This window comes from Streptomyces sp. IBSBF 3136 (genome assembly GCF_036815105.1).
In the GTDB taxonomy this organism is placed as follows: Bacteria; Actinomycetota; Actinomycetes; order Streptomycetales; family Streptomycetaceae; genus Streptomyces.
The window spans coordinates 1-21,837 of the sequence record NZ_JAJSZC010000075.1 but is presented as its reverse complement, the minus strand read 5'-3'; the positions used below and the strand labels follow the sequence as shown (position 1 = coordinate 21,837).

Below are 21,837 nucleotides of genomic sequence, written 5' to 3'. Positions count from 1 at the left end.
CGGCCGGGACCGGCCGGAAGCTACCGGGAACGACCGGGAACGACCGGGAAGGGGACGCCTCGGGATGGCGGAGACGGAAGCGGAGACCAAGGCGCGCAAGGACCGCGAGCGGGACGAGCTGTACGCGCTGGACATCACGGACGTCGAGTGGCACTGCGCGCCGGGCACGGAGCAGGACGAGGAGCGCGTCGAGATCGCCTACCTCCCGGCCGGGGCGGTCGCGATGCGGTCCTCCCTCGACCCGGACACCGTGCTGCGCTACACGGAGGCGGAGTGGCGCGCCTTCGTGCTGGGGGCTCGGGACGGGGAGTTCGATCTGGGGACGGATGCCGCGGAGGCGTAGCGGAGGCGACGTGGGAAGGGGCGGCACACACGCGTGCCGCCCCTTCCCATGTCGCACATCCGGCGGGCGTGTCGCGGGAATGCCTAGCTGGTCATCGCCCGGGCCCGTGCGTACACGTCGAACACGGCCAGGGCCAGCGGGATCAGGGTGAGCAGGACGAAGCTCTCGGCGATCTCCAGGAAGCGTCCCCAGAACGGGGTGACACCGCGGCGCGGGGTGATCAGACCGATGGCGGTGACCAGCGCGGTGGCCGCGCCGACCGCCGCGGCGAGCCAGACGCTGCGGATGTCGAGGGCCGCGGTGTCGCCCTGGAAGGCGTCGATCAGGTAGCTCCGCGGCGGGTTGAGGGCGAGGCCGAGGCCGAGGAAGACGATCGAGGCGAGGCCCGCGGCCAGGGTGGCGCCGACCTGTGCGGTGTAGCGGAACAGGTGAGCGCGCATCAGCATGGCGAGGCCGGTGGCGAGGGCGAGCAGCTGGGCCCACATGTTGCTGGAGAAGCCGAGGACGATCGACGCGCCCACGGCCACGAGGGCGCAGCCGCCGACGAGCCCGACGAGCAGTTCGTGGCCGCGCCGGGCCTGGGCGGCCACCCGCTCGGCGTCCACGGGCTCCTGCGGGGCGGGCTCGCCGCCGCCGTAGCCGCCGCGGGATTGGTTCGGCGGTTCGAAGCCGATGGGCAGCCGGGCGAAGCGCATGGAGAGACCCGGCAGGAAGGCCAGTGCCACGACCGACAGCGGGGCGCAGACGGCGGCCGTCTCGATGGGCCGCAGCTCGGTGAGGATCGCGATGAAGGAGGTGACCAGCCCGATCCCGGAGGCGAAGACGAACGCGACGAAGGGGCCGTCGCCGCCCGGTGACACCAGGGTGAGCACCACGGAGGCGACGAGGACGGCCGTGCAGGCGAGCAGGAACTGCAGCCGTCCGATGCCCTCGCCGCCGGAGAGGGGCAGCAGACCCGATCCGGCCACGGCGACGTTCGGCAGCGCGCCGAGTCCCAGCGCGACGGCGGAACCCCGGTCGTCGTACACGCGTGCGCGGACGCATGCCATGGTGATGAGCAGGATGCCGGCGACTCCCGCGATGACGCCCTGCAGGCTGTTCATGTCGTGGTGGATGCGGGAGCTCCAGGCCACGAACGCCAGCAGCGCGGGCAGGATGCCGCCCGCGACGAGACCGGCGGCACGCGTGAGGTCGCCGCTCCACAGCGTTCGGTCGCGGGTGACGGCGGAGGCCACCGCCTCGGAGACGTCGTCGACGACGGCGGGCGGCAGCGACTCGGCGAACGGGCGCAGGGTGAGCAGCTCGCCGTCGAGGATGCGCTGCGCCATGAAGGACCGGGCCCCGTCGAGGACCGTGCCGTCCCGCCGTACGAGGTGGTAGCCGACGGGCGCGCCCTCGGCGGGGTTCTGCTGGGACAGGCGCAGGATCTCCGGGTACAGGTCGGCGACCGGCACGTCGTCGGGCAGGGCCACGTCGATGCGGCTGTCGGGCGCCACGATGGTGACCCGGCAGAAACCGAATCCCATGCCCGCCCCGGAAGGGGCCTGGGTGCCTGGTCCACCGGTCGCGCCGGCAGGCGCGGAGGCCGTCATGCTCACCTGCTGTTCCCCCTCGTCGGCGGTGGGCGGCCCGCGGTGCCGCCGTACACCCTTCCGCCCGTAAAGATCCTGTGTAGGTTGTGCCGCGCCGCACGCACCGCCGGTCGGCCGAGCGGCCGCAACCGGAGTTCACGGACAGGCGCCTGCTTCGAACCGTCGCGTATTGCCCGGGTTTTCCCAGAACGATTCGCAACTGCTCACGCGTCTCCCCGGCACCCTACCGCCCGCCGTAGCCGGTGGTTGTCAGTAGGATCGCGCTGCGCGGTCGACGTCCGCCTGACACGGGGCGGCGGACGAAACATCTCGGTCCGGCAAGGGAATTGGTGCGTAGTGAGCCACATCGTCGTCAAGCGCCCGCCACGGGCACTGCCGAAGGAAGTGCCCACGGAAGAGGTCGTACTGCAGGCTCCGCCCGAACTGCCCCGCGGCCAGCAGGAAGGCGCTTGGATGCAGCTCCTGCCCATGCTCGGCATGGGCGGGTCCGTGGTGTTCTTCTTCAATCCCCAGGCCCAGCCCTTCATGAAGATCATGGGCATGGTGATGGTGGCCTCGACGATCGCCATGGGCATCTCGATGCTCGTCCGCTACCGCCGCGGCAACCAGGGCCAGATGGCGGACATGCGCCGTGACTACCTCCGCTACCTGTCGCAGACGCGGCGCGCCGCCCTGGACACCGCGAGGGTCCAGCGAGACGCCCAGTACTACCTGCACCCTTCGCCGGAGCAACTGTGGGCGCTGGTCGCCGAGGGTAGCCGGGTGTGGGAACGACGCACCGCCGACGAGGACTTCGGGCAGGTCCGGGTGGGTCTCGGCCCGCAGGCCCTGGCCACTCCCCTGATCCCGCCGCAGACCGCCCCCGTCGATGAGCTGGAGCCGCTGACCGCGGGGGCCATGCAGCGCTTCATGGCCACCCACAGCACGCTCGACGACCTACCGATGGCCGTGTCCCTGCGGGCCTTCTACCACGTGACGATCAGCGGCGAGCCGGGCACCGTGCGCGGCACCGCGCGCGCGGTCACCGCCTCCATCGCCTCGCTGCACTCACCCGAGGACCTGGTCATCGCCGTTGTCAGCGGGCGGGATTCGGCCCCAGAGTGGGAGTGGGCCAAGTGGCTGCCGCACGTGCAGACTCCGGGCCTCGCCGACGGCGCCGGCAGCATGCGCCTGATCTCCCACGACCCGGTGGAGCTGGAGGACCGGCTCGCCTCGCGTCTCCAGGGCCGTCCACGCTTCCACCCCGACGGTCCTCCGGTCCCCGAACAGCCGCATCTGGTGGTCGTTCTCGACGGCATCTCCCTGCCGCCCACGTCGCTGCTCGCCAACCCCGAGGGGGTGCAGGGCGTGACGGTCCTGGAGGTCGTGCCCGGCGACCTCACGGTGGGCCGCGGTGACCTCTCCGTCGTCGTGCAGCCCGAGGAACTGCGCCTGGAGTCGGCGCACGGCATGGTCTACGAGGGGACGCCGGACGTCCTGTCGTACGAGGCCGCGGAGGCGCTCGCCCGCCAACTGGCGCCGCTGCGCGTCGCGTCGGGTGGGGACGACGACGAACCGCTGCTCGCCAACCTGGAGTTCACCGACCTGCTGAACCTCGGCGACGCGGCGTCGGTCGACCCGAAGCGGACCTGGCGGCCGCGCTCGCAGTCGGAGCGGCTGCGCGTGCCGATCGGTCTGGGCGAGGACGGCCGACCGGTGATGCTCGACCTGAAGGAGGCGGCCCAGGAGGGCATGGGACCGCACGGACTGTGCGTCGGCGCCACGGGTTCCGGCAAGTCGGAGCTGCTGCGCACGCTCGTTCTCGGTCTCGCCGTGACCCACTCCTCCGAGACGCTGAACTTCGTCCTCGCGGACTTCAAGGGCGGCGCCACCTTCGCCGGAATGGCCCAGTTGCCGCACGTGGCCGCCGTGATCACCAACCTGGCCGACGACCTGACCCTGGTCGACCGGATGGGTGACTCGATCCGCGGTGAGCTCAACCGCCGCCAGGAGATGCTCCGCGACGCCGGCAACTACGCCAACATCCACGACTACGAGAAGGCGCGCGCGGCCGGCGCGCCGCTGCAGCCGATCCCGTCCCTGGTCCTGGTGATCGACGAGTTCAGCGAACTGCTGACCGCCAAGCCGGACTTCATCGAGATGTTCGTGCAGATCGGCCGCATCGGCCGATCGCTGGGCGTGCACCTGCTGCTGGCCTCGCAGCGCCTCGAGGAGGGCCGCCTGCGGGGACTCGAGACCTATCTGTCGTACCGCATCGGTCTGCGCACCTTCTCGGCCGCGGAGTCGCGGGCCGCTCTCGGTGTCCCGGACGCCTACGAGCTGCCGAACGTCCCGGGTTCCGGCTTCCTGAAGTTCGGCACGGACGAGATGGTGCGCTTCAAGGCGGCGTACGTGTCCGGGGTGTACCGCACGAGCTCGCAGCAGGCCGCGGCGCTCGGCGGTCCGCTGCCCGTCGACCGCAGGCCCGTCCTCTTCACGGCGGCGGAGGTACCGGTGCAGTACGCGCCGATCCCCAAGCAGCGCCAGGAGGTGCCCGGTGAGCGGCAGGACGACGCGCTCGCCGACACGGTGCTCGACGTGGTCGTGCGCCGCCTGGAGGCGCAGGGGCCGGCCGCCCACCAGGTGTGGCTGCCTCCGCTGGACAGCCCGCCGTCGCTCGACGCGCTGCTGCCCGGGCTCGCCCCGGTGCCCGGACGTGGCATGACCCAGCCGGGTTACGAGGGTGCGGGCCGGCTCGTCGTCCCCGTCGGCCTCATCGACAAGCCGTACGAGCAGCGGCGTGACCCGCTGTGGCTCGATTTCGGCGGCGCCGCCGGACACATGCAGATCATCGGCGGCCCGCAGTCCGGCAAGTCGACGCTGGTGCGCTCGGTCATCGCGTCGTTCGCCCTCACCCACACCCCGCGGGAGGTGCAGTTCTATGGCCTGGACTTCGGCGGTGGCGGTATGGCCGCGGTGGCCGGCCTGCCGCACGTGGGCGGTGTCGCGTCCCGTCTGGACCCCGAGAAGGTCCGGCGTACGGCGGCGGAGGTGTACGGCGTCCTGACCCGCCGCGAGGAGTACTTCCGCTCCGCGGGCATCTCCTCCATCGCGGAGTTCCGCTCCCGCCGCGCGCGCGGTGACATCTCGGTGACCGACCAGCCGTGGGGCGACGTGTTCCTCGTCATCGACGGCTGGGGCAACTTCCGCACGGACTACGAGGCCCTGGAGCCGCTGGTACTGGACATCGCCGCACGCGGTCTCGGCTACGGCATCCACGTGATCATCACGGCCTCGCGGTCGATGGAGGTCCGGGCGAACCTCAAGGACCACCTGATGAACCGCCTCGAACTGCGGCTGGGTGACCCCATGGACTCCGAGATCGACCGCAAGGTGGCGGCCAACGTCCCCACGGGCGTCCCGGGACGCGGTCAGACCCCGCAGAAGCAGCACTTCATGGCGGCGGTCCCCCGTATCGACGGCCTCTCCTCCGACACCGACCTCGCGGAGGCGGCGACCGCGCTCGCCACCGAGGTCACCCGCCACTGGCAGGAGCCGGGCGCACCGGAGGTACGCCTGCTGCCCCGCGAGTTCCCGGCGGCCCAGCTGCCCGCGGGGAACCGCTTCCCGAACCGGGGCGTCTCCTTCGCCCTCGACGAGGACAACCTCGAGCCCGTGTTCGTGGACTTCGAGCAGGACCCGTTCTTCCTGGTGTTCGGGGAGAGCGAGTCGGGCAAGTCGAACCTGCTGAAGCTGCTGATCCAGCGGCTCACCGAGCGCTACGACGGCAACACGTGCAAGCTGCTGGTCGTCGACAACCGCCGCTCGCTGCTCGGGGTGACCCCGCCGTCCCACCTGGCGGAGTACATCCCCATGTCGAACCAGATGCAGCATCACGTCGACGCCCTGGCCGACCTGATGCAGCGCCGCACCCCGACGGCCGACGTGACAGCGCAGCAACTGCGGGACCGCAGTTGGTGGAAGGGCCCGACGGTCTACGTGGTCATCGACGACTACGACCTCGTGTCCACGTCGAGCGGCAACCCGCTGGCCGGTTTGACCGAGCTGCTGCCGTTCGCGCGCGACGTCGGCGTGCGCTTCATCATCGCGCGGTCCACGGCCGGCGCGGGGCGGGCCGGCTACGAGAACTTCATGCAGCGCATCAAGGAGCTCGGGGCCCAGGGCGTGGTCCTCGCGGGTGACCCGGCCGAGGGCGACCTCCTGGGCGGGGTGCGGCCGCGGCCGATGCCGGCGGGCCGGGGCGTCTTCGTGTCGCGGAAGCGGGGGAAGCCGATGGTGCAGGTCGGGCTCACGGAGGCCTAGCGGGGTCGCCCGCCCACGGCTTCGATACCGTCCCGGATGCCGCGGGCCGCACCGGTCCGCGGCATCCGGCCTGTCCGTGACAGGCCGTACGGCCGGGTCAGCGCTCAGAACGCCGCGAAGGTGGCGACCGAACTGTCGTGCATGACGAAGACGCGGTTCCCGGCAGCGGCCAGGCGCATGTACTCGGGCGCACCCAGAGAGTGGCTCCGCACGCTCTCGCCGTCGGACACCCGCGAAGCGTTGATCTCCCTCAGGCGCCCGCCCGCGGTGTTGTACGAGCGGAACGCCCAGAGCGCGGTGCCCTGGCGCAGCACCGGGCTCGCGTAGTCCGCGTTGTCGTACGCGTCCCACACCACCTTGCCGTCGTGCCTGGCCAGGCGCCTGGTGCCGTCTCCCGCGTTGGCGAAGACGGCATCGGCGTAGGCCCTGGGCGGGCCCCACTTGTCCCAGTCGGTCTCCCAGTCGCCGAGTCTGGTGCTCCAGACCTTCTCACCGTCGCTGAGCCGACGCGCGTCGAGGGACCTGCCGTTGATGTACACGGTGTCGTCGTACACGGCCGGGCGGACCGTGACCTCCGCCTGGTCGAGCCGGGCCCAGGCCTTGCGGCCGTCCCGGGTGTGGACGACGAGCACGTTGCCGTCGGAGGTCGACATGACCAGTCTCCCCTGGCCGACGACGGCCGGGTTGAGCAGCTTGCCGCGGAAGTCGGCGGGGACGGCGCTCGTCCAGCGGACCCTGGCGTCGGAGCGGTTCACGCTGCGCAGCCTGTCGTCCTCGGTCACGAAGTAGACCGCGTCCGCGTCGGCCGCGAGCAGGGTGGCCGCCTCCGCCGACGGACAGGTCCACTTGGGTTCGCCGGTGGAGGGGACGAAGGTCCGCAGCGCGCCCTTGCCGTCGGCCCCGATCACCAGCCGGTCGGACAGGGACAGGTAGCCGCTCTTCGTCCTGAGCCGGGGCGCGCGCCAGCGCCGCTCGGCGTTCCTGACGTCGAAGGCCGCGATGCCGCCGGTCGCGACACCGAAGACGACGACGTCCCCGATCGGCAGCAACTGGCGGGAGTAGGCGTCGGCCACGTCACCCAGATCCCAGAGTTCGGTCGGCTCGACGTCGTTGCCGACCGGGTCCTTGAGACCCTTGGTGTCCAGCTTCTGCGGGGGGACGGGAACGGCCGGCGGAATGTCGAAGGGGTCGCTCTTCTTCTTCGTCGAGCCGCTCCCTGAGCCGATCCACCATGCCGCCGTGCCGCCCCCGCCTGCCAGGACGGCGCCGCCCGCGGCGAGGCCGGTGAGCAGACGCCTGCGGGTGACGGGCACCGTCTCGAGGGTGGTCGGCGCGGTCAGCCGGCGTGCCTCGGTCTCCCGTTGCTCGATGGCGTCGGCCACCGGTCCGCGACGCCAGGCGCGGTCGGCGCCTTTGGGTGCCGCCATGGCCTGGACGATCTGGGCCGGAGTCGGGCGCGCCGCGGGGTCCTTGGCGAGGCAGGGCAGGATCAGTTCCCGCACCTGTGGAGCAAGGCCGTCGAGCTGGGGTTCGCCGTGCACCACCGCGTACTGCACGGCCGCGACGTGCGTGCCCTCGTACGCCCGTCTGCCGGTGGCCGCGTAGGCCAGAACCGCACCGAGCGAGAAGATGTCCGCCGACGGGGCCACCCGCTGTCCGAGAACCTGCTCGGGTGCGCCGTATCCGGGGGTGACGGGCACCTGGCCGGTGGTGGTGAGGGTGAGCCCGTGCTCGGGTCGCGCGATACCGAAGTCGATGACGCGCGGTCCGGTCGAGGTGAGCACGATGTTGGGCGGCTTCAGGTCGCGGTGGATGAACCCGGCCGCGTGAATGTCGGCGAGCGTCCCGGCGAGCGCGGCCGCGAGGGCCCGCAGGGCCGACTCGTCCAGGGGGCCGTGGCTGTCGACGACCTGGTCCAGGGTGAGTCCCGCGAGGAACTCGGTGGCGATCCACGGTCGACCGCCCTCGGTCCAGGCGCCGAGCACGTTCGCCACACCGCTGCTCCGCACCGCCTGGGCGGCCTGTGCCTCGCGCACGAACCGCTGGGCCAGGTTGGTGTCGTGGGTGAGTTCGGGCCTGAGCACCTTGACGGCTGCCACGGTGCCGGTGCCGTCCTGTCCGACGTAGACCTTGCCCATACCGCCTTCGCCGAGGACACCGAGGACACGGTAGGGACCGAGGCGAAGGGGATCGCCGGTACCGAGTGGTTTCATGCTGGGTCGGTCACTTCACTTCAGGGGGTATGCGGTCAGGTACTCCGGGTCCACGGCCAGGACCAGCTTCGTGTCCGGGTCCGCGTAGAACTGCTTGCCGCCCGTCCGGTAGGTGAGGGCGGTGGTCCGATCCGACAGGCTGATCGCGCGCAGCAGCGTCCCGTTCTTGTAGTACGCGTAACGGGTGCCGAGGACGGGCTGCCAGGCGGTGGACGCCTCGTCCATCTCGCCGCCCCTTTCGGTCCAGAGCAGCTTTCCGCCGGCCGGGTTCACCGCCGTCAGGCCGGCCCCTGCACCCACGGCGTACACCACACCCGCCCTGAGCACGGGTGGGCCGTACGCGTGGGCCGTGGTGGTCTGCCATGCCACGGTCCCGTCGCTCAGCCGGAGCGCCCTGAGCCGGCTGCCGCCCAGATAGAGGTGGATGTCGTCAGCGGCGATCGCGCCGCGCAGGTCGTCCGGGTCGTCGACGTCGTACGGCCGCTCCCACGCGACGGCTCCGGTCGAGGCGTCCCGTACGACGATGTGCACGGTCCATTCCCTCACCTCCTGGAGCGTCACCAGACGGCCGCCGACGGCCTTCGCCGCGAGGAAGTGCAGCCTCCGGCTGTCGTCGGGCCGTGCGGGCAGCGGCTTCGACCACAGGGTCCTGCCGGTGCGGAGGTCGGCGGCGCGGAGGGTGAAGGTCTGGTGGGGTGTGAAGTAGCCGGTCCCTGCGGCCTTCCCGTCGCCCACGGCGACGTACGCGGCGTTTTCGCCGACGCAGAGCAGCTGGTGGGATTCGAGCATGTCGTTGCTGGCCGGGAATCGGGCCAGAGTTTTGAGGGTCTTCCCGTCGCGCGGATTCGCCGACTGGAGGGCGACGGCCGAGCCGACCTGGTCGTCGGTGTAGGGCTCGGCCGTGAGCCGGTAGAGCCTGCCGCCCGTCACCGTCACCTGCCAACTGCTCTGTCCCGTGGTGTCCTGCCACTTCCTGACCCCGGTCGCCGGGTCGACGCCGTCGGTCAGTCCCCCCATGGGGACGACCACCACTCCCCCGATGCCCCGGGGGACGACCGAGCCGTAGATGTCCGTGTAGACGGAGCCGAAGGAGTACGTCCACAGGGGATCGAGGTTCCTCGTCCGGTGGACGCTGCTCTGCGCGGTCGTGCCGCCGCCGCTTCGTGCCGCGGCCCGGTCGCGCCACCACCACGCGCCACCGCCGACCGCGGCACCCACGGCGAGCGCTCCGCCGGCCGCGATAAGTCCACGGCGTGACGGCCGGCCCGACGGCGCGGGGCCCAGGGGGTCCTCCGGCACGGCCACGGGCGCGGGCGATCGCTGTGGCGTCAACCGCCAGACGTCAGCGGCCCGCCGTCCGATGTCGGCGAGCAGCTCGTGCGGCAGGTGTTCGGCGAACTCGCCCTGACCGTCGTGGAGTTGTTCGGCCAACTGAGCCGTGGTGGGGCGCTTTCCCGGTTCCTTGGCCAGACACCGGGACAGCGCCGGCAGGAGCGCGGCCGGTACGCCGCTGAGGTCGGCCTCGGCGTACCGCACCCGGTACAGCAGATCCGCCGCCTGCCCGTGCCCGAACGGACCGTGTCCGGTGGCCGCGTAGACCAGGACGCCGGCGAGCGCGAACACGTCACCGGCCGCGTCGTGCTCCTCGCCGGTCGCCTGCTCCGGTGACATGAAGGCCGGCGTGCCCACGGCGGCACCCGTACGGGTCAGCCGGTCGTCGCCGATCGCCCGCGCGATGCCGAAGTCGATGACCTTCGGTCCGTAGGCGGTGAGAAGGATGTTGGACGGCTTCAGGTCACGATGGACGACGTCCGACCGGTGCAGTTGGCCCAGTGCCGAGCAGAGGGCGGCACCCAGGGCGCGCACGGACTGCTCCGGCAGGGGGCCGCCGACTTCGACGGCCTCGTCGAGCGGAGGCCCGAGCACGTACTCGGTGGCCAGCCAGGGCGTCTCCGCGAGCGGGTCCGCGTCCATCACCCGGGCGCCGAAGCGGTCGCCGATGACCCGGGCCGCGTCCACCTCGAGGCGGAAGCGGGTGCGGGCGGCCGGGTCGCGCGCGATGCCGGCGTGCATGGTCTTCAGGGCGACGGTGCGTCCGCCGGCGGACCGCGCCGCGTAGACCGTGCCCATGCCTCCGCCGCCGAGCCGGGCGAGGAGCCGGTAGGGGCCGAGGGCGACGGGGTCGTCATGGGTGAGTGGAGTCGGCATGAGGTTCTTGTCGTCAGGGGGTGCGGTGGGGCACGGGACCGGTGGACGGTGCGCCGGCCGGCGGCCCGGGCGACGCGTGGGTCCGCTGTGGCAGCCGTACCTCGGCGGCCAGTACGGAGGCCGATTGGTGGACGATGGCGGCGACGAGCCGGGCAGGCAGCCAACCGGGGCCGAGCAACGCGTCCGCGCGCGTCGGCGCGGTGAATCCCGCGGGCGCCCCGGCCGGGACGCCTTCCGTCAACCCGTCGATGATGTCGACGAGTTGTGGACGACGGGTAGGGTCACGGGACAGGCACCGCCCGACCACCGAGCGGAGGCCGGGTGGCAGTTCGTCGCGTTCCGGCATCGTGTGGCCGGTGGCCGCGTAGGCGAGCGTCGCGCCCAGCGCGTACACGTCCCCCAGGGGCCGTGGTTGCCCACCCGTGGCCTGCTCGGGCGGCAGGCTGCCCGGATCGAGCCCGGCCACCTGCTGCCGTGGGACGCCGTCCGGGGCGGCGGCCCGCACCGCCCCGAAGCAGGTGAGCCGGGGTCCGTCGGCGGCGATCAGTACGGCGGCCGGGCAGAGACCCGCGTGGGTCAGGTTCTGCCCGTGCATGACGGCGAGGTTCTCGGCCATCGCCACGGCGAGGGCCCGCACCGTCCGCTCCGGCAGCGGGCCGCCGTTCACGGCGAGGGCGAGCGGCAGCGGAAGCGCGGGTACGTAGGGGCGCGCGTGCCACGCCTGCTCGCCCGGGGCGGCGAGTTCCGCCGCCGGTAGGACCCAGGGCCCCAGCAGGTAACGGGAGGTCTCGGCTTCGGTCATGAAGCGCTGCGGGTCGGCGGTCTCCAGGGGGCCGCTGATCAGTACCGTGCGGTCGCCGTCGGCGCTGCGGGCGACGTAGCGGTGTTCGGGGACGGGCGTGTGTGCGGAAATGCCGCTGTCGAGCCGCGTCACGACCGTGTAGGAACCGATCTGCCGGGCGCCGCCGGCACGCGGTCCGGCGCCTGGCGCGCGCATGTCCACCCTTCATCCCCCTTCGGCCACTGTCATGGCACGACAGCAGGGTGGGCGCCTCCCGCGCGCGCCCACCCTGGAGTTGCTGCTGCGAGCTCGGACTACCGGAAGTAGCCGGCCGCCTTCTTGTCGCCTTCCATGTACGTACCGCCGGACTGGGCGACGACGTGGCCGATACCGGTCAGCGACTGGTGGATGTCGTTGGCTTCCTTGTCCCAGCGGTTCAGCTTCTCGTGGAAGGTGTCCTGGGCCTGGCCCTCCCAATACTGCAGACTGCTCACCACCAGTCGGCGGAGCTCCTGCAGGTCCTGTTCGAGCTGGCTCGCCTCGTTGCCGATCTTGGTCGCGGCGACATCGAGTCCGTCGTAAGTGACTGAAAGTCCGTCAGCGTTGTTGCCCATGCCTCTTTACCTCGTCTCGCTGGTGTGTGCCTGGTGGATCGCCGGCTGCCCGGCGGATGTCCTGAGTGCCGCTCGACTCAGTAGGAGCTGAGGGGGGAGACCGTGGGGGCGCCGTCCTGCACGTCGATCTTGTTGACGGCCGCGCGCACCTCGTCTTCCTTGCTGTCCTTGATGTTGCGCGTGGCGGTCATCGCCTCGATGACGTCACCGAGGATGTTGCCGATGTTGCGCAGCGACTCGTTGATCTCGTACTGCTTCTTGTCGAACGCGGCGCGGCCGATGCCCTGCCACTGGCCCTCGAGGCCGTCGATGACGCCCTGGAGGCCGTGCACGCGCTTCTGGATGCCCTCGTACTTCTCGACCATCTGCTTCTGCAGGTGGACTACTGCTGCATCTTCGAGCTTCTGCTTGTCGGCCATATCAGCCCGCCCTTTCTCTGTGTGTCTCTTTGGTCCTGCTGTCTTGGCTCACCGCCGCGCGCTGCCGTGCGGCGCAAAGCCCTCCTGTACACCCTGACCGGAGACCGCAGGGCTACAGACGGGGTGGGACGTCACCTGGCCCGTCGCGCGCGCGTGACGGCCACGCCCGCACCACCGATCACGATGACGGCGGCGACTGCCCCGAGCGCGATCCAGAGGGTGTTGCCGCCGCTCGACGATTCCGCACTCGATCCTGCCGCCGAAGTCGCCCCGGACGAACCCTTGTCCTGGGCCTGTGACGGGGTTGATGCAGACGGAGCGGAGGAGGGCGCGGACGAGGACGAGGACGCGGCGGCGCCTCCCGACTTCGCCAGCAGATCGCCGTCGTTGTACTTCGCCAGCGGGTCGACGTGCGCCGGGCCGGCGTCGTACTTCGGGTTCTCGAGAACCAGACGCGGGCGGATGAAGCCGTAACCGGCGTACCTGCTCGGGTCGTTCTTCGCCCAGGTACGTCCGGCGGTGTCGAGCAGCGAGCGCGTCACCTGGTTCACCGTCCAGTCGGGGTGGGCGGACCAGATAAGGGCGGCCGCACCGGACGCGATCGCGGCGGCCGAGCTCGTACCGTTCACGTCGTCACAGTACGAACGGAAGGTGGCGTCACACCATCCTGGGAATCCCTGGCCGGGGGCCGAGAGATCCACGTAGTTGCCGGAGGAGGAGAACTTTGACACCGAGAGGGATTTGTCGGCGGAGGCGATGCCGACCACATAGGGGAAGGCGGCAGGATAGCCGATGTTGTCCCCGTCGCCTGTCTGCCGACCTGCATTTCCGACTGCGGCGACCAGCAGCTTGCCCTTCGACGCCGCGTACTCGAGTGCGGCTTTCTCCTTGGGCGTGGGCGCCTGTTCACCGAAGGACATGCTGATGATCTGCGCGTCGGTGTCGGCCGCCGCCCTGATCGCATCTTCCGGTTCGGGCGTCTTCTTCCGCTCGTCAGCCCCGCCCTTCAGCCCTTTCAGCTCGATCCGGTAGGGCACGATTTTCGCCCCCGGCGCCAGGCCCTTCAGCCCGCCACCTGCACCCGTTCCGGCGATCAGCTCCGCCATGGTCGTCCCGTGACCGAGATAATCCTTCGTCGAGCGGTATGAGACGGCCTTGGGCGTCTCATCCGTCAAGACCTGCCCCTTGAGTGAAGGTGTGTCCGCCTTCACCCCCGTGTCGATGAGCGCGATCTTCACGCCCTTCCCCGTGCTGACCTTCCACATCTGATCGGCCTGCATGGGGCCCAAATACCACTGCTTCGACTGGACGTCATTCGCGGCGGCAGCAGGAGCGAAGCCCACGGCCGCTGCCGCCAGAGCACCGACGACCGCGCCTACGGCGCGCACTCGTCTACGGCTGCGCGTGCCCTGCTCGGCTCGTCGGCTGATCTCTGACTTCATCTTCTTTCGTGTCCTCGCTCGCGCTCAGTTGACCACCGGCGGCACATCACGCCGGGGCTTGTCGGGCAGGTGTGTCTCTTCGTCCTCGACGAGGTAGTCGGGACGCTCCGATCCCTGCGCTTCTCCCTCGTCCCTGGGCTTGCCGTTGTGGCCGGGACCGCGCACAAGACCGGAACCACCGCGCGTCAGACCGTTCCGCTCAGCCCTGGCCACGGAGTTGCGCGCCGTCGGCCTGCCCGTCACAGCCTCGGACGTCCCCCCTGCGGCACGGGAGCCGGCCGCAGTCGCACCGGGTCGTGCGGTGGACTCGGACGCACCGAAAACACCGCGCTGACCGGGCCGACCAGCCGAGCCGCGAGAGTTGGCGGCTTCCTCACCGCCGATGACCGTGCCGCGCGGGATCCTGGCTCCGCCCTTCGATGACGCACCGCCCGCCGACGTCGGCCGTCCCCCGACCACGCCGTTGGACCGGCCGGCGCCAGTGGACGGTCCACCGGTGGCACGCGGCGCCGCTGCGCCACCAGGTCGCGGTGTACCGCCGGTGACCCCTCGTCCCATGGGGAGAGACTTCGCTCCCGAAGCAGTGCCTTTGACGCCCTGCTGACCAGTGGCCGCGGCGCGTCCCATCTGGCTCATGGGCCCTTGCCCTGTGCCGCGCCCCGAACCCGGATTGGTCAGGCCTGACGTACCCGCGCGCCCCTGTGCCGACGGCGGAGTACGGAAACCACCCGCTCCACTCAAGCCCCGACCGGACGCGCGAGTGGGAATCGGAGTCCCCATGGGGCCTTCGAAGATGTTGGGCTGCCCACCGCTGACGGGAGGGGTACCCGTGACCGGCGGAGTGTGGCCGGGCGTGGTCGTGGTGGGCGGAGGAAGTGTGCCGGTGCTGTCGATGTTGGTACCGACAGGCTGGTCAGCGTGCGGCAGCGACTCGGGGACATGCTTGGTGTGTGACGGGACATAAGCGGTGACGTGTCCGGGCACGTCGCCCGCCACCGTGGCGTGATGTCCGCCGACCGCTGTGGAACCGGTGGTTCCATGAGAGCTCGTGGCAGACACGGGACGCCCGGTCTCGTAAGCGCCTCCGGGTTGCGGCCGAGGCACCCCCACCTCCGGCATGGACGGGAACTCCGGCGTCTTGTCCTTCGCCGGCAGTGCCGCCAGCACCTCTTCGGACACCGCGTAGTAGGACGACAACCGGTTCATCTGGTTGATCGCCTCTTGGCGTTCCTTCTCCACCTTCACGGCAGCGGCGTAATCTTCCTTGTTCGCCGCCTTCTCAGCCGTGGTGAACTTCTCCGGCCGCTTCCGGCTCGGGTGGCTGTCACGATCCGGCATGGCACCACGCACGGACGCGAGTCCCACGGCGGCCGCCGTGATCTGGTCACCGGCGGCACCGGCGAACTCGCTCAGGTGGTGCGTGTTGGTGACCAGGTCGTGGCCCCACTTGCGGAACGCCTGACCCGCTTCTCCGACCCACTCCACCTTGTCGATGTGGCCGCTGAGGTCGTCCGCCGCCTTCTTGATGGCGTCACGCGCGTCCCACAGCGCCTTGCCCGAGGATTCGAGGTCCTCGGGATCGGCCTGCTCGACCAGGTCGATCATCTCGTTGAGATCGAGGTCCCGCTTCTCGAAGTCCGTCCGGGCGGCGACAGCCCGCCCGTAGGGGGTGATGGTGACAGCCGAGCGGAAGATGCCGTTGAGGAACCCGCCCTGCGGCCCTTCCTCGACGCCTCGGACGAAATCGGTGACGTTGTTCTGGGAGTCGACCCGCTTGAGGTCGTCCTCATGCTTGTCGGTCATCGTCACGCCTTCATCTTGGTACCGGTGCCGGTGCGCTGCTTGTCGCCCTTGTCGCCCTGGATCTTGTCGATCTCGTGCTGGATCGCCCAGAAGCGCTGGCGCTGCTGCTCTTCGAGATTGTCGAAGCCTCGTTGCGCGCCCTTCACCGCGATGGCGATCGCCTCGATCTGGAGATGCAAGGTCTTGGAAAGCGACGTGAGCTCCGCGTGGACCCGGTTGTACTGCTTGTACAGCCCGTGCGCCTCCGGGAAGACGCTCTCCGCCCCCGCGGTCAGCGACGTGGGCTTGATCGTCTGGGCACCGACCTTCGTCGGGTTGCCGGCGGACGACTCGAGCGCGTCCAGGACGATGTCCACCTTGCCGACGAAGTCCTCCAGCGCGTCCCCGCTGGCTTCCAGGTCCGCCGCCCTGGCCGCCGACACGCCCCCCACCATGTCATCCGGAAGCACGACGCTCCTCCCCGTTTCCCCGTACATCCATCGGCTCGACCGTGCCCCGAGCCGACCATCCGCTCGCCGTACGATCGCAAAGCGAGCCGCGCGTCACAACGCGTTTACCACTCTAGTCAGCCTGCCCAACCGGTCCAACCAGGCTTGTGTGTTAACTCGGTTACGAGGTCGGCGCAGGTGACACGGTTTGCCCGACTTGCCGGGTCGCAGCGGACGACCGCATGTGACGATCCGCCAGAATGCCTTGTCCTGCGCGGTTTTCGTGGGCCGGGCGACGGTTGGGGGATCCTCGCCCACCCCCAGATCTCCATCAGATCTCCACTCGCGAGCCGTGGCTTTCCCCGAGCAATATCGTGCAAAGATCAACGACTTGACGGCCCGCCGCACACCCCACTTTCGAGCCGGGTCGGCAGACGGTCGCACGGTTGACGCCGGCCGCCTCTTTGTCGACTCTCCGCCGGCAGCGCCTTCCGCGAACCTTCACAGGCGACAATCCACTCGCAGCGGACATGACCTAAATTTTTCCCGGTCGGGGTTGCTAACTTGAGTGACCGCCACACCATCGAAGCGGCAACGCATGTCCGACGCGGGGAACGCGCGGGCTGATGGCCGCGCGCGCGGGGGAAGAGGTCACCCATGGCATGGGACGAGTGGGAAGCGCTCAAGGCCGAGCACGAGCCGGCGAGCATGCGGCTCGACAGCGTGCCCGACGGCGACGGATACGGGCCCTACGTGGTGCCGAACCAGACCGGTGACCTCAAGGTCGGCCACGACGACCTGGTCAGGATCGGCAAAAGCGCCCATGAGCTCTACAACCAGCTGTGGGACAAGGCTCGCGTCAGTATCGCCAGCAGTGACTCGGCGGCCGGCAGCCTCTCGAAGCAGGGCTTCGATCTGGGAGGCGGGCTGCAACATGTGTCCGATCGCTGGGACGCGCAGCTGAAATCGTTGATGGACGCCTGCGCTCAGATCTCGAACCACATGCAGACCACGAAGAAGGTCCACGCGGGCGACGAGCACTACATCCAGCGGCAGATGAGCAGCATCGACGCCCTGGACGCCGGCTTCGACGAGCGGGTCGGCGGACCCGGTGCCAAGAACGACTACGGCAAGCAGGACAAGGGAGAGAAACCAGGCGGGTGATGACGGCCCGGCGACGTGTGTCCGGCCACCGCCGCCAGCCACCGCCCACCTCTTTCCGCCCCGTCCAAGGAACCGTGACTGTGGATCTCGACACCCTGCGCTTCGCCAACTTCTCCGCGATCAACGAGGCCGTCACCGACTGGTCTACGCTGGTCACCAACCTCGAAGACCTGCGGAAGCAGGCCGAAGAAGGACTGCATCAAGCCGCCGACAATGCCAGCTGGGTCGGGATCAACGCGGAGGTCAGCAAGGAGTTCATCGGCAAGACCGCCGGTGAGTTCGCCGATGCCCACACGCAGGCGAAGACCATCCACAGCATCCTCAGCGACACCGTCGGCGAGCTGAAGCAGTACCACGAGGACCTCAACGCGGCGATCGACCGCGGCCTGAAGAAGAACCTGACCGTGATGGACACGGGCGACGGGACGTTCACGGTCACCATGAACATCCATCCCGACCGGGCGGCCAAGGGCACGACCGTCCCCGAGCACGCCGAGAGCGACGTCACCGGCCTGCGGAACGAGGTGCAGGACATCCTGCGCAAGGCCACGGAGAGTGACACGTCGGCCCGGCAGGTACTGACCGCGGTCGTCGACCAGGCCGCCATGGGGTTCTCCGACGCCGTCTACAGGGACCGGGACACCGCGCAGGCCGCCGTCGACGCGGCCGACGAGCTGGCCGGACTGGCGAAGAAGGACCCGGACGACCTCACGGTCAAGGAGTTCGACCGTCTCAACGACGGTCTGAAGAAGTACCACGACGATCCGCTGTTCGCGGAGCGTTTCGCCACCGACCTCGGGCCGAAGAAGACTCTGGAGTTCTGGGCCGGTGCGGCGGACTCGATGGTGGCACCCGATCTGAACCGGGAACGCCGCGATCAGCTCGACGATCTGCAGAAGAACCTGGGCCTCACCCTGGCCACCGCGAGCCGGAGCGACACGGCCGCGATGACGGAGTGGAAGCGCGGCATCATCGATCTGAGTGACCAGCAGGTCGGACATCGTGGGGGCGTCATCGGCTTCCAGGTCATGAGCAATCTCATGCGTGCGGGCGACTACGACGACTCTTTCATGAGCGACTACGGCAAGCGCCTGATGAAGACGGAACGCAAGTACACCGGAGACGGCAAGCACACCGCCTGGCAGCCGCTCGGATTCAGTCCGTACCTCAACCGCATGTCCGGTGACACCGGCATCGATCCCCTGAGCGGCTATCTGAAGGGGCTGTCCAACAACCCGGACGCGGCCACGGCGTTCTTCAACGACGACTTCATACCGAAGGACCAAGACCACAAGCAGGCGGTCTCCAACTTCAAGTACCTCTTCGAAGAGCGCCACTGCCCCCACGCGATCGAGAACGACTTCAGCAACCACGAGAGCCACGACGGCCGGAACAACCTGGCCTCCGCCCTGGAGGCGGCGACGACCGGGCATCCCGCGGGGGAGATCCCCACCCTCGACACTCCGACGCACACCGAGGACCAGGCCAAACTCTTCAACGCCATCGTCTCCTCCGTGGGCGACGATCCGGACCGGCTCACCGAGCACGACTACATGTCCGACAGCATGGGGCAGATCGCGTCCGAATACCTTCCGGACATCAACCGGGCGACCGCGGACGTGAGCCGGGACTCGAAGGACTGGGCGGAGATCGAGAAGCTCTACCCGGTCGAGGGTGCCGATGCGAAGGTGCACCACCGGGACGTCAGCAAGTTCCTGTTCGCCGTCGGCCAGAACCCTTCGGGCTACGCCGCCGTCGAGGTCGGCCAGGAGGCCTACATGTCGAAGCTCATGGCCTATCACCTCGACCCCGACCTCCCGGCGGACCAGCGCTTCTCCCAGGACCAGGAGACGACGGTCAAGTACATCTCCGAGCGGTCCGGTGAGGTGTCGGGCACCCTTGGTCTCGGACGCCAGGAGGAGATCGCCAAGCCGGCCGGCGAGAAGGACGACGCCTACGACTACAGCGTCTCGCAGCGGAAGAACTGGATCTCGGGCGGGGTCGGCACGGTCGTCGGCGTCGGCACCTCGTTCGTCGCGACCCCATGGGTGGGAGCGGCCGCGGGCGGCGCGGCGGGCACGGTCACCAGCGTGGTGCTGGAGCGCGTTTTCAAGGACGCCGAAGGACACGCCCTCGAGGACGCCAGCGACGAGATGGGAAGTCGCTGGCAGGCCGGCCTGACCAAGAACAACGAGTACGTGGCGCTGGGTGCGCAGACCGCGGCCGAGAAGTACCACCTGCCGAACGCGGACGACATCGGAACGTGGTCGCGAGAGGGTTCCCGCCAGGGCTACATCAACGCCCGGGCCATTCTGGACGGCCAGGCGCCCGGCAGCACGACCACTTCCTGACCTCCACTGGGTAGCGAGAACGCCATGATTTCGACCTTTGTCCTCCGCCACCGGCGCCGCTTGGGCACAGCCCTGGTGACGACCGCCTTCCTCGTCACCCTCTCGGGGTGCTCCGAGAGCGGGCCGAAACGCGAGTACGCCACACCCCGTTCCCTGTGCGGCACCGCCGTGGACGCCAAGGACCTGACCGAGTTCCTGCCCGCGGGCAAGAAGGTCTCGACGACGTCGGCGACCGAGGGGTCCCGAGCCAGCCGATGCACGGTCGCGGTCGACGGAAAACGCGTCGTCTACACGGCTCAGCAGTGGTGGAACGACATGTCGGTGCTCGAGTTCGCCCGCGGGATGACTCTGGAGAAGGTGGACCAGCAGACGGACGACGGACGTTTCGCGTATTCGGTGAACCAGGCGTTCGGCAAGACCGAGGGCTGCCGCGGTAACCGGCACGAGGGCCAGGTCCTCTACACCGCCATCCAGGCCACCCACTCGGATCACGAGGATGCGGCGGCCATGAAGAAGCTGATCACGTCCTACACCGAGGCGGTCGAACGGTCCGGCGCCTGCCGGTGAGACGGGCCGCTGCCGGGTCCCGGCATGCCGCTCAGGGCGTCACGGGCGCGGTGCAACCGTGCTCTCTCGCCGCGCGTTCGGCGAAGGCCCGCAGCGCCGTCCGTGCGTAGGCGCGTTCCGCCTCCGGCGCGGCTTCCTGCCCCGGGGAGCCTCACGGCTCACTCCGCACGCTCGCCTCGGCTGAGCTCGTTGGCGGCCAGGTGCCCTCCGTCGTCGTCCGTGCCCACGGCGACACCGGCCGCGAGCAGACCCGGTGCCAGGGCCCCGGCGAGCGGCAGCCGCGACTTCCCCGGTGCCCGCCCCAGCGTCTTCCCGCTGAAGGTCGACACTCCCCCTCGGGTCAGCGCGTCGATGATCCGGGCTCAGGCCGCCGTCCGCGCCTGCGCCGCGCGTCCCGTACCGCCACGGCCGTGCCGCCGAGGCCCGCCACCAGGACCAGGCCGCCCACGACGACGTACGTCGCCAGGCGGGTGTCGCGCTCCTCCGCCGTCTCTCCGAAGTGCAGGGGGGTGACGGACGGGGCCTCGCCCCTGGCCACCCCGTCCACGGGCTTCGGCGACTCGACCGGGTGCTCGGGGTCCGCGTCCGTCAGGGCCTTCACCGGGTCCACCACGCCCCAGCCCACCAGCCGGTCGTGGCCGGGGATCGAGCGTTCCGCGGTCTGCTCGATCTGGGCCACGATCTCCTGGGCCGTCCACTTGGGGTACTTCGCCTTCAACAGGACGGCCACGCCCGCCACGTAGGGGGCCGAGAAGCTCGTGCCGTTGTCGGAGCAGTGGCCGTTGCCCGGAACCGTGGAGATCATGTCGACGCCGGGAGCCGCCACGCCCACGAAGTCTCCCGACTGTGAGAAGGGCGCCCGCTCGTTGTTGCGGTCGGACGCCGCAACCGCCAGCACACCCGCGTAGGACGCCGGGTACGTCACCTTGACGTTGCCGCCGAGGCCGTCGTTGCCCGCCGAGGCGACGACCACGACACGCCGTTCCAGGGCGTAGTCGATGGCGTCCTTCAGTGTCGAGGTCGTCGGATCGAGCGCCTTGGCCGTGTCCTGGGAGATGTTGATGACGCCGGCGCCCGCCTGCACCGCGTACCGGATCGCCGAGGCCAGGGTGTCGGCGGTGCCGTCGCCTTCGGCGTCGTTCTGCTTGATCGGGATGATCGTCGCGTCGGGGGCGAGGCCGGTGAAGCCCGTCCCCTTGAGCGGGCGGGCCGCGATGATGCCCGCCACGCGTGTGCCGTGGCCGACCGTGTCCGTGGTGCCGGACTTGTTCCCCCCGTCTATCTTCTCGCCCTTGCCGTTCTTGGCGGGCAGCAGATTCCTGCCCTTCGACACTGCAACGGCTTTGGTGAGCTGGGGGTTCTTGATGTCCACCCCGGTGTCGATCACGGCCACCTGGACGCCCTTGCCGGTGGACTCCGCCCACAGTTCGTCCAGGTTGACGCGCTGCAGCGCCCACGGCCGGCCCGCGTACGGCTTCGACGGAAACGTGCACTGCCCGTCGTCGGCGCGGGCCGGGGAGGCGGGGAGGGTGATCACCGTGGTCGTCGCAGTGAGCACCACCGCGGCCGCCACGACCACCGACCGGCCCGCGGCCCCCGCCCTCCGGGCC

At 70.1% G+C, this 21,837-nt stretch carries 16 protein-coding genes; 5 read left to right on the top strand and 11 right to left on the bottom strand.

What is annotated here, in order from left to right; all coding sequences use genetic code 11:
* Nucleotides 1–64: 64 nt before the first annotated feature.
* Nucleotides 65–343 (top strand): DUF397 domain-containing protein, encoded by a 279-nt coding sequence (locus V7E45_RS18150; protein WP_333775216.1) that lies wholly within the window; start codon nucleotides 65–67, stop codon nucleotides 341–343.
* 83 nt (nucleotides 344–426) lie between these two features.
* Here V7E45_RS18150 and eccD read toward each other — a convergent pair whose 3' ends face one another.
* On the bottom strand, nucleotides 427–1,935 hold the full coding sequence (eccD, locus tag V7E45_RS18145) for a type VII secretion integral membrane protein EccD (RefSeq protein ID WP_333775230.1): 1,509 nt from the start codon (nucleotides 1,933–1,935) through the stop codon (nucleotides 427–429).
* 336 nt (nucleotides 1,936–2,271) lie between these two features.
* On the opposite strand from eccD, the gene eccCa reads away from it, so the two are divergent.
* Complete coding sequence (gene eccCa / locus V7E45_RS18140; protein WP_333775215.1) at nucleotides 2,272–6,237, top strand: type VII secretion protein EccCa; 3,966 nt, start codon at nucleotides 2,272–2,274, stop codon at nucleotides 6,235–6,237.
* Between the two features lie 104 nt (nucleotides 6,238–6,341).
* Here the strand turns inward: eccCa and V7E45_RS18135 are convergent, their stop codons facing one another.
* From V7E45_RS18135 to V7E45_RS18100, 8 genes are all read right to left on the bottom strand, one after another.
* Entirely contained in the window at nucleotides 6,342–8,450 is a 2,109-nt protein-coding gene (locus V7E45_RS18135; protein ID WP_333775214.1) for a protein kinase domain-containing protein, read from the bottom strand.
* A gap of 15 nt (nucleotides 8,451–8,465) precedes the next feature.
* On the bottom strand, nucleotides 8,466–10,658 hold the full coding sequence (locus tag V7E45_RS18130; protein ID WP_333775213.1) for a protein kinase domain-containing protein: 2,193 nt from the start codon (nucleotides 10,656–10,658) through the stop codon (nucleotides 8,466–8,468).
* 13 nt (nucleotides 10,659–10,671) lie between these two features.
* On the bottom strand, nucleotides 10,672–11,655 hold the full coding sequence (locus V7E45_RS18125; RefSeq protein ID WP_333775212.1) for a serine/threonine protein kinase: 984 nt from the start codon (nucleotides 11,653–11,655) through the stop codon (nucleotides 10,672–10,674).
* A 98-nt stretch (nucleotides 11,656–11,753) separates the two neighbouring features.
* Nucleotides 11,754–12,053, bottom strand: coding sequence for a WXG100 family type VII secretion target (locus tag V7E45_RS18120; protein WP_333775211.1), 300 nt, complete (start codon nucleotides 12,051–12,053; stop codon nucleotides 11,754–11,756).
* A 77-nt stretch (nucleotides 12,054–12,130) separates the two neighbouring features.
* Complete coding sequence (locus V7E45_RS18115; RefSeq protein ID WP_319151210.1) at nucleotides 12,131–12,472, bottom strand: WXG100 family type VII secretion target; 342 nt, start codon at nucleotides 12,470–12,472, stop codon at nucleotides 12,131–12,133.
* Nucleotides 12,473–12,603: 131 nt separating this feature from the next.
* The gene (locus tag V7E45_RS18110) at nucleotides 12,604–13,860 is read right to left on the bottom strand and encodes a S8 family serine peptidase (protein ID WP_443056084.1); all 1,257 of its coding nucleotides are present in this window, start codon (nucleotides 13,858–13,860) and stop codon (nucleotides 12,604–12,606) included.
* 78 nt (nucleotides 13,861–13,938) lie between these two features.
* Nucleotides 13,939–15,717: a hypothetical protein gene (locus tag V7E45_RS18105; protein ID WP_333775229.1), complete on the bottom strand. Its 1,779-nt coding sequence runs from the start codon at nucleotides 15,715–15,717 to the stop codon at nucleotides 13,939–13,941.
* A 2-nt stretch (nucleotides 15,718–15,719) separates the two neighbouring features.
* On the bottom strand, nucleotides 15,720–16,166 hold the full coding sequence (locus V7E45_RS18100; protein ID WP_333775209.1) for a hypothetical protein: 447 nt from the start codon (nucleotides 16,164–16,166) through the stop codon (nucleotides 15,720–15,722).
* 636 nt (nucleotides 16,167–16,802) lie between these two features.
* Here V7E45_RS18100 and V7E45_RS18095 point away from each other — a divergent pair.
* The 3 genes from V7E45_RS18095 (at nucleotide 16,803) to V7E45_RS18085 (ending at nucleotide 20,227) form a co-directional block, all read left to right on the top strand.
* A complete protein-coding gene (locus V7E45_RS18095) occupies nucleotides 16,803–17,309 on the top strand; it encodes a hypothetical protein (RefSeq protein ID WP_333775208.1) in 507 nt (168 codons plus the stop codon).
* 80 nt (nucleotides 17,310–17,389) lie between these two features.
* Nucleotides 17,390–19,660, top strand: a complete 2,271-nt coding sequence (locus tag V7E45_RS18090; RefSeq protein WP_333775228.1) for a hypothetical protein — start codon at nucleotides 17,390–17,392, stop codon at nucleotides 19,658–19,660.
* Nucleotides 19,661–19,684: 24 nt separating this feature from the next.
* On the top strand, nucleotides 19,685–20,227 hold the full coding sequence (locus V7E45_RS18085) for a hypothetical protein (protein ID WP_333775207.1): 543 nt from the start codon (nucleotides 19,685–19,687) through the stop codon (nucleotides 20,225–20,227).
* A 158-nt stretch (nucleotides 20,228–20,385) separates the two neighbouring features.
* Here the strand turns inward: V7E45_RS18085 and V7E45_RS18080 are convergent, their stop codons facing one another.
* A complete protein-coding gene (locus tag V7E45_RS18080) occupies nucleotides 20,386–20,556 on the bottom strand; it encodes a hypothetical protein (protein WP_333775206.1) in 171 nt (56 codons plus the stop codon).
* A gap of 11 nt (nucleotides 20,557–20,567) precedes the next feature.
* Nucleotides 20,568–21,800 (bottom strand): type VII secretion-associated serine protease mycosin, encoded by a 1,233-nt coding sequence (mycP, locus tag V7E45_RS18075; protein WP_333775227.1) that lies wholly within the window; start codon nucleotides 21,798–21,800, stop codon nucleotides 20,568–20,570.
* Nucleotides 21,801–21,837 lie beyond the last annotated feature (37 nt).

Excerpts from the sequence above, each read along its gene's own strand:
- V7E45_RS18150 (WP_333775216.1), top strand. The coding sequence starts at position 65 with ATGGCGGAGACGGAAGCGGAGACCAAGGCGCGCAAGGACCGCGAGCGG.
- eccD (WP_333775230.1), bottom strand. The coding sequence starts at position 1,935 with ATGACGGCCTCCGCGCCTGCCGGCGCGACCGGTGGACCAGGCACCCAG.
- V7E45_RS18135 (WP_333775214.1), bottom strand. The coding sequence starts at position 8,450 with ATGAAACCACTCGGTACCGGCGATCCCCTTCGCCTCGGTCCCTACCGT.
- V7E45_RS18130 (WP_333775213.1), bottom strand. The coding sequence starts at position 10,658 with ATGCCGACTCCACTCACCCATGACGACCCCGTCGCCCTCGGCCCCTAC.
- V7E45_RS18125 (WP_333775212.1), bottom strand. The coding sequence starts at position 11,655 with ATGCGCGCGCCAGGCGCCGGACCGCGTGCCGGCGGCGCCCGGCAGATC.
- V7E45_RS18120 (WP_333775211.1), bottom strand. The coding sequence starts at position 12,053 with ATGGGCAACAACGCTGACGGACTTTCAGTCACTTACGACGGACTCGAT.
- V7E45_RS18115 (WP_319151210.1), bottom strand. The coding sequence starts at position 12,472 with ATGGCCGACAAGCAGAAGCTCGAAGATGCAGCAGTAGTCCACCTGCAG.
- V7E45_RS18105 (WP_333775229.1), bottom strand. The coding sequence starts at position 15,717 with ATGACCGACAAGCATGAGGACGACCTCAAGCGGGTCGACTCCCAGAAC.
- V7E45_RS18095 (WP_333775208.1), top strand. The coding sequence starts at position 16,803 with ATGGCATGGGACGAGTGGGAAGCGCTCAAGGCCGAGCACGAGCCGGCG.
- V7E45_RS18085 (WP_333775207.1), top strand. The coding sequence starts at position 19,685 with ATGATTTCGACCTTTGTCCTCCGCCACCGGCGCCGCTTGGGCACAGCC.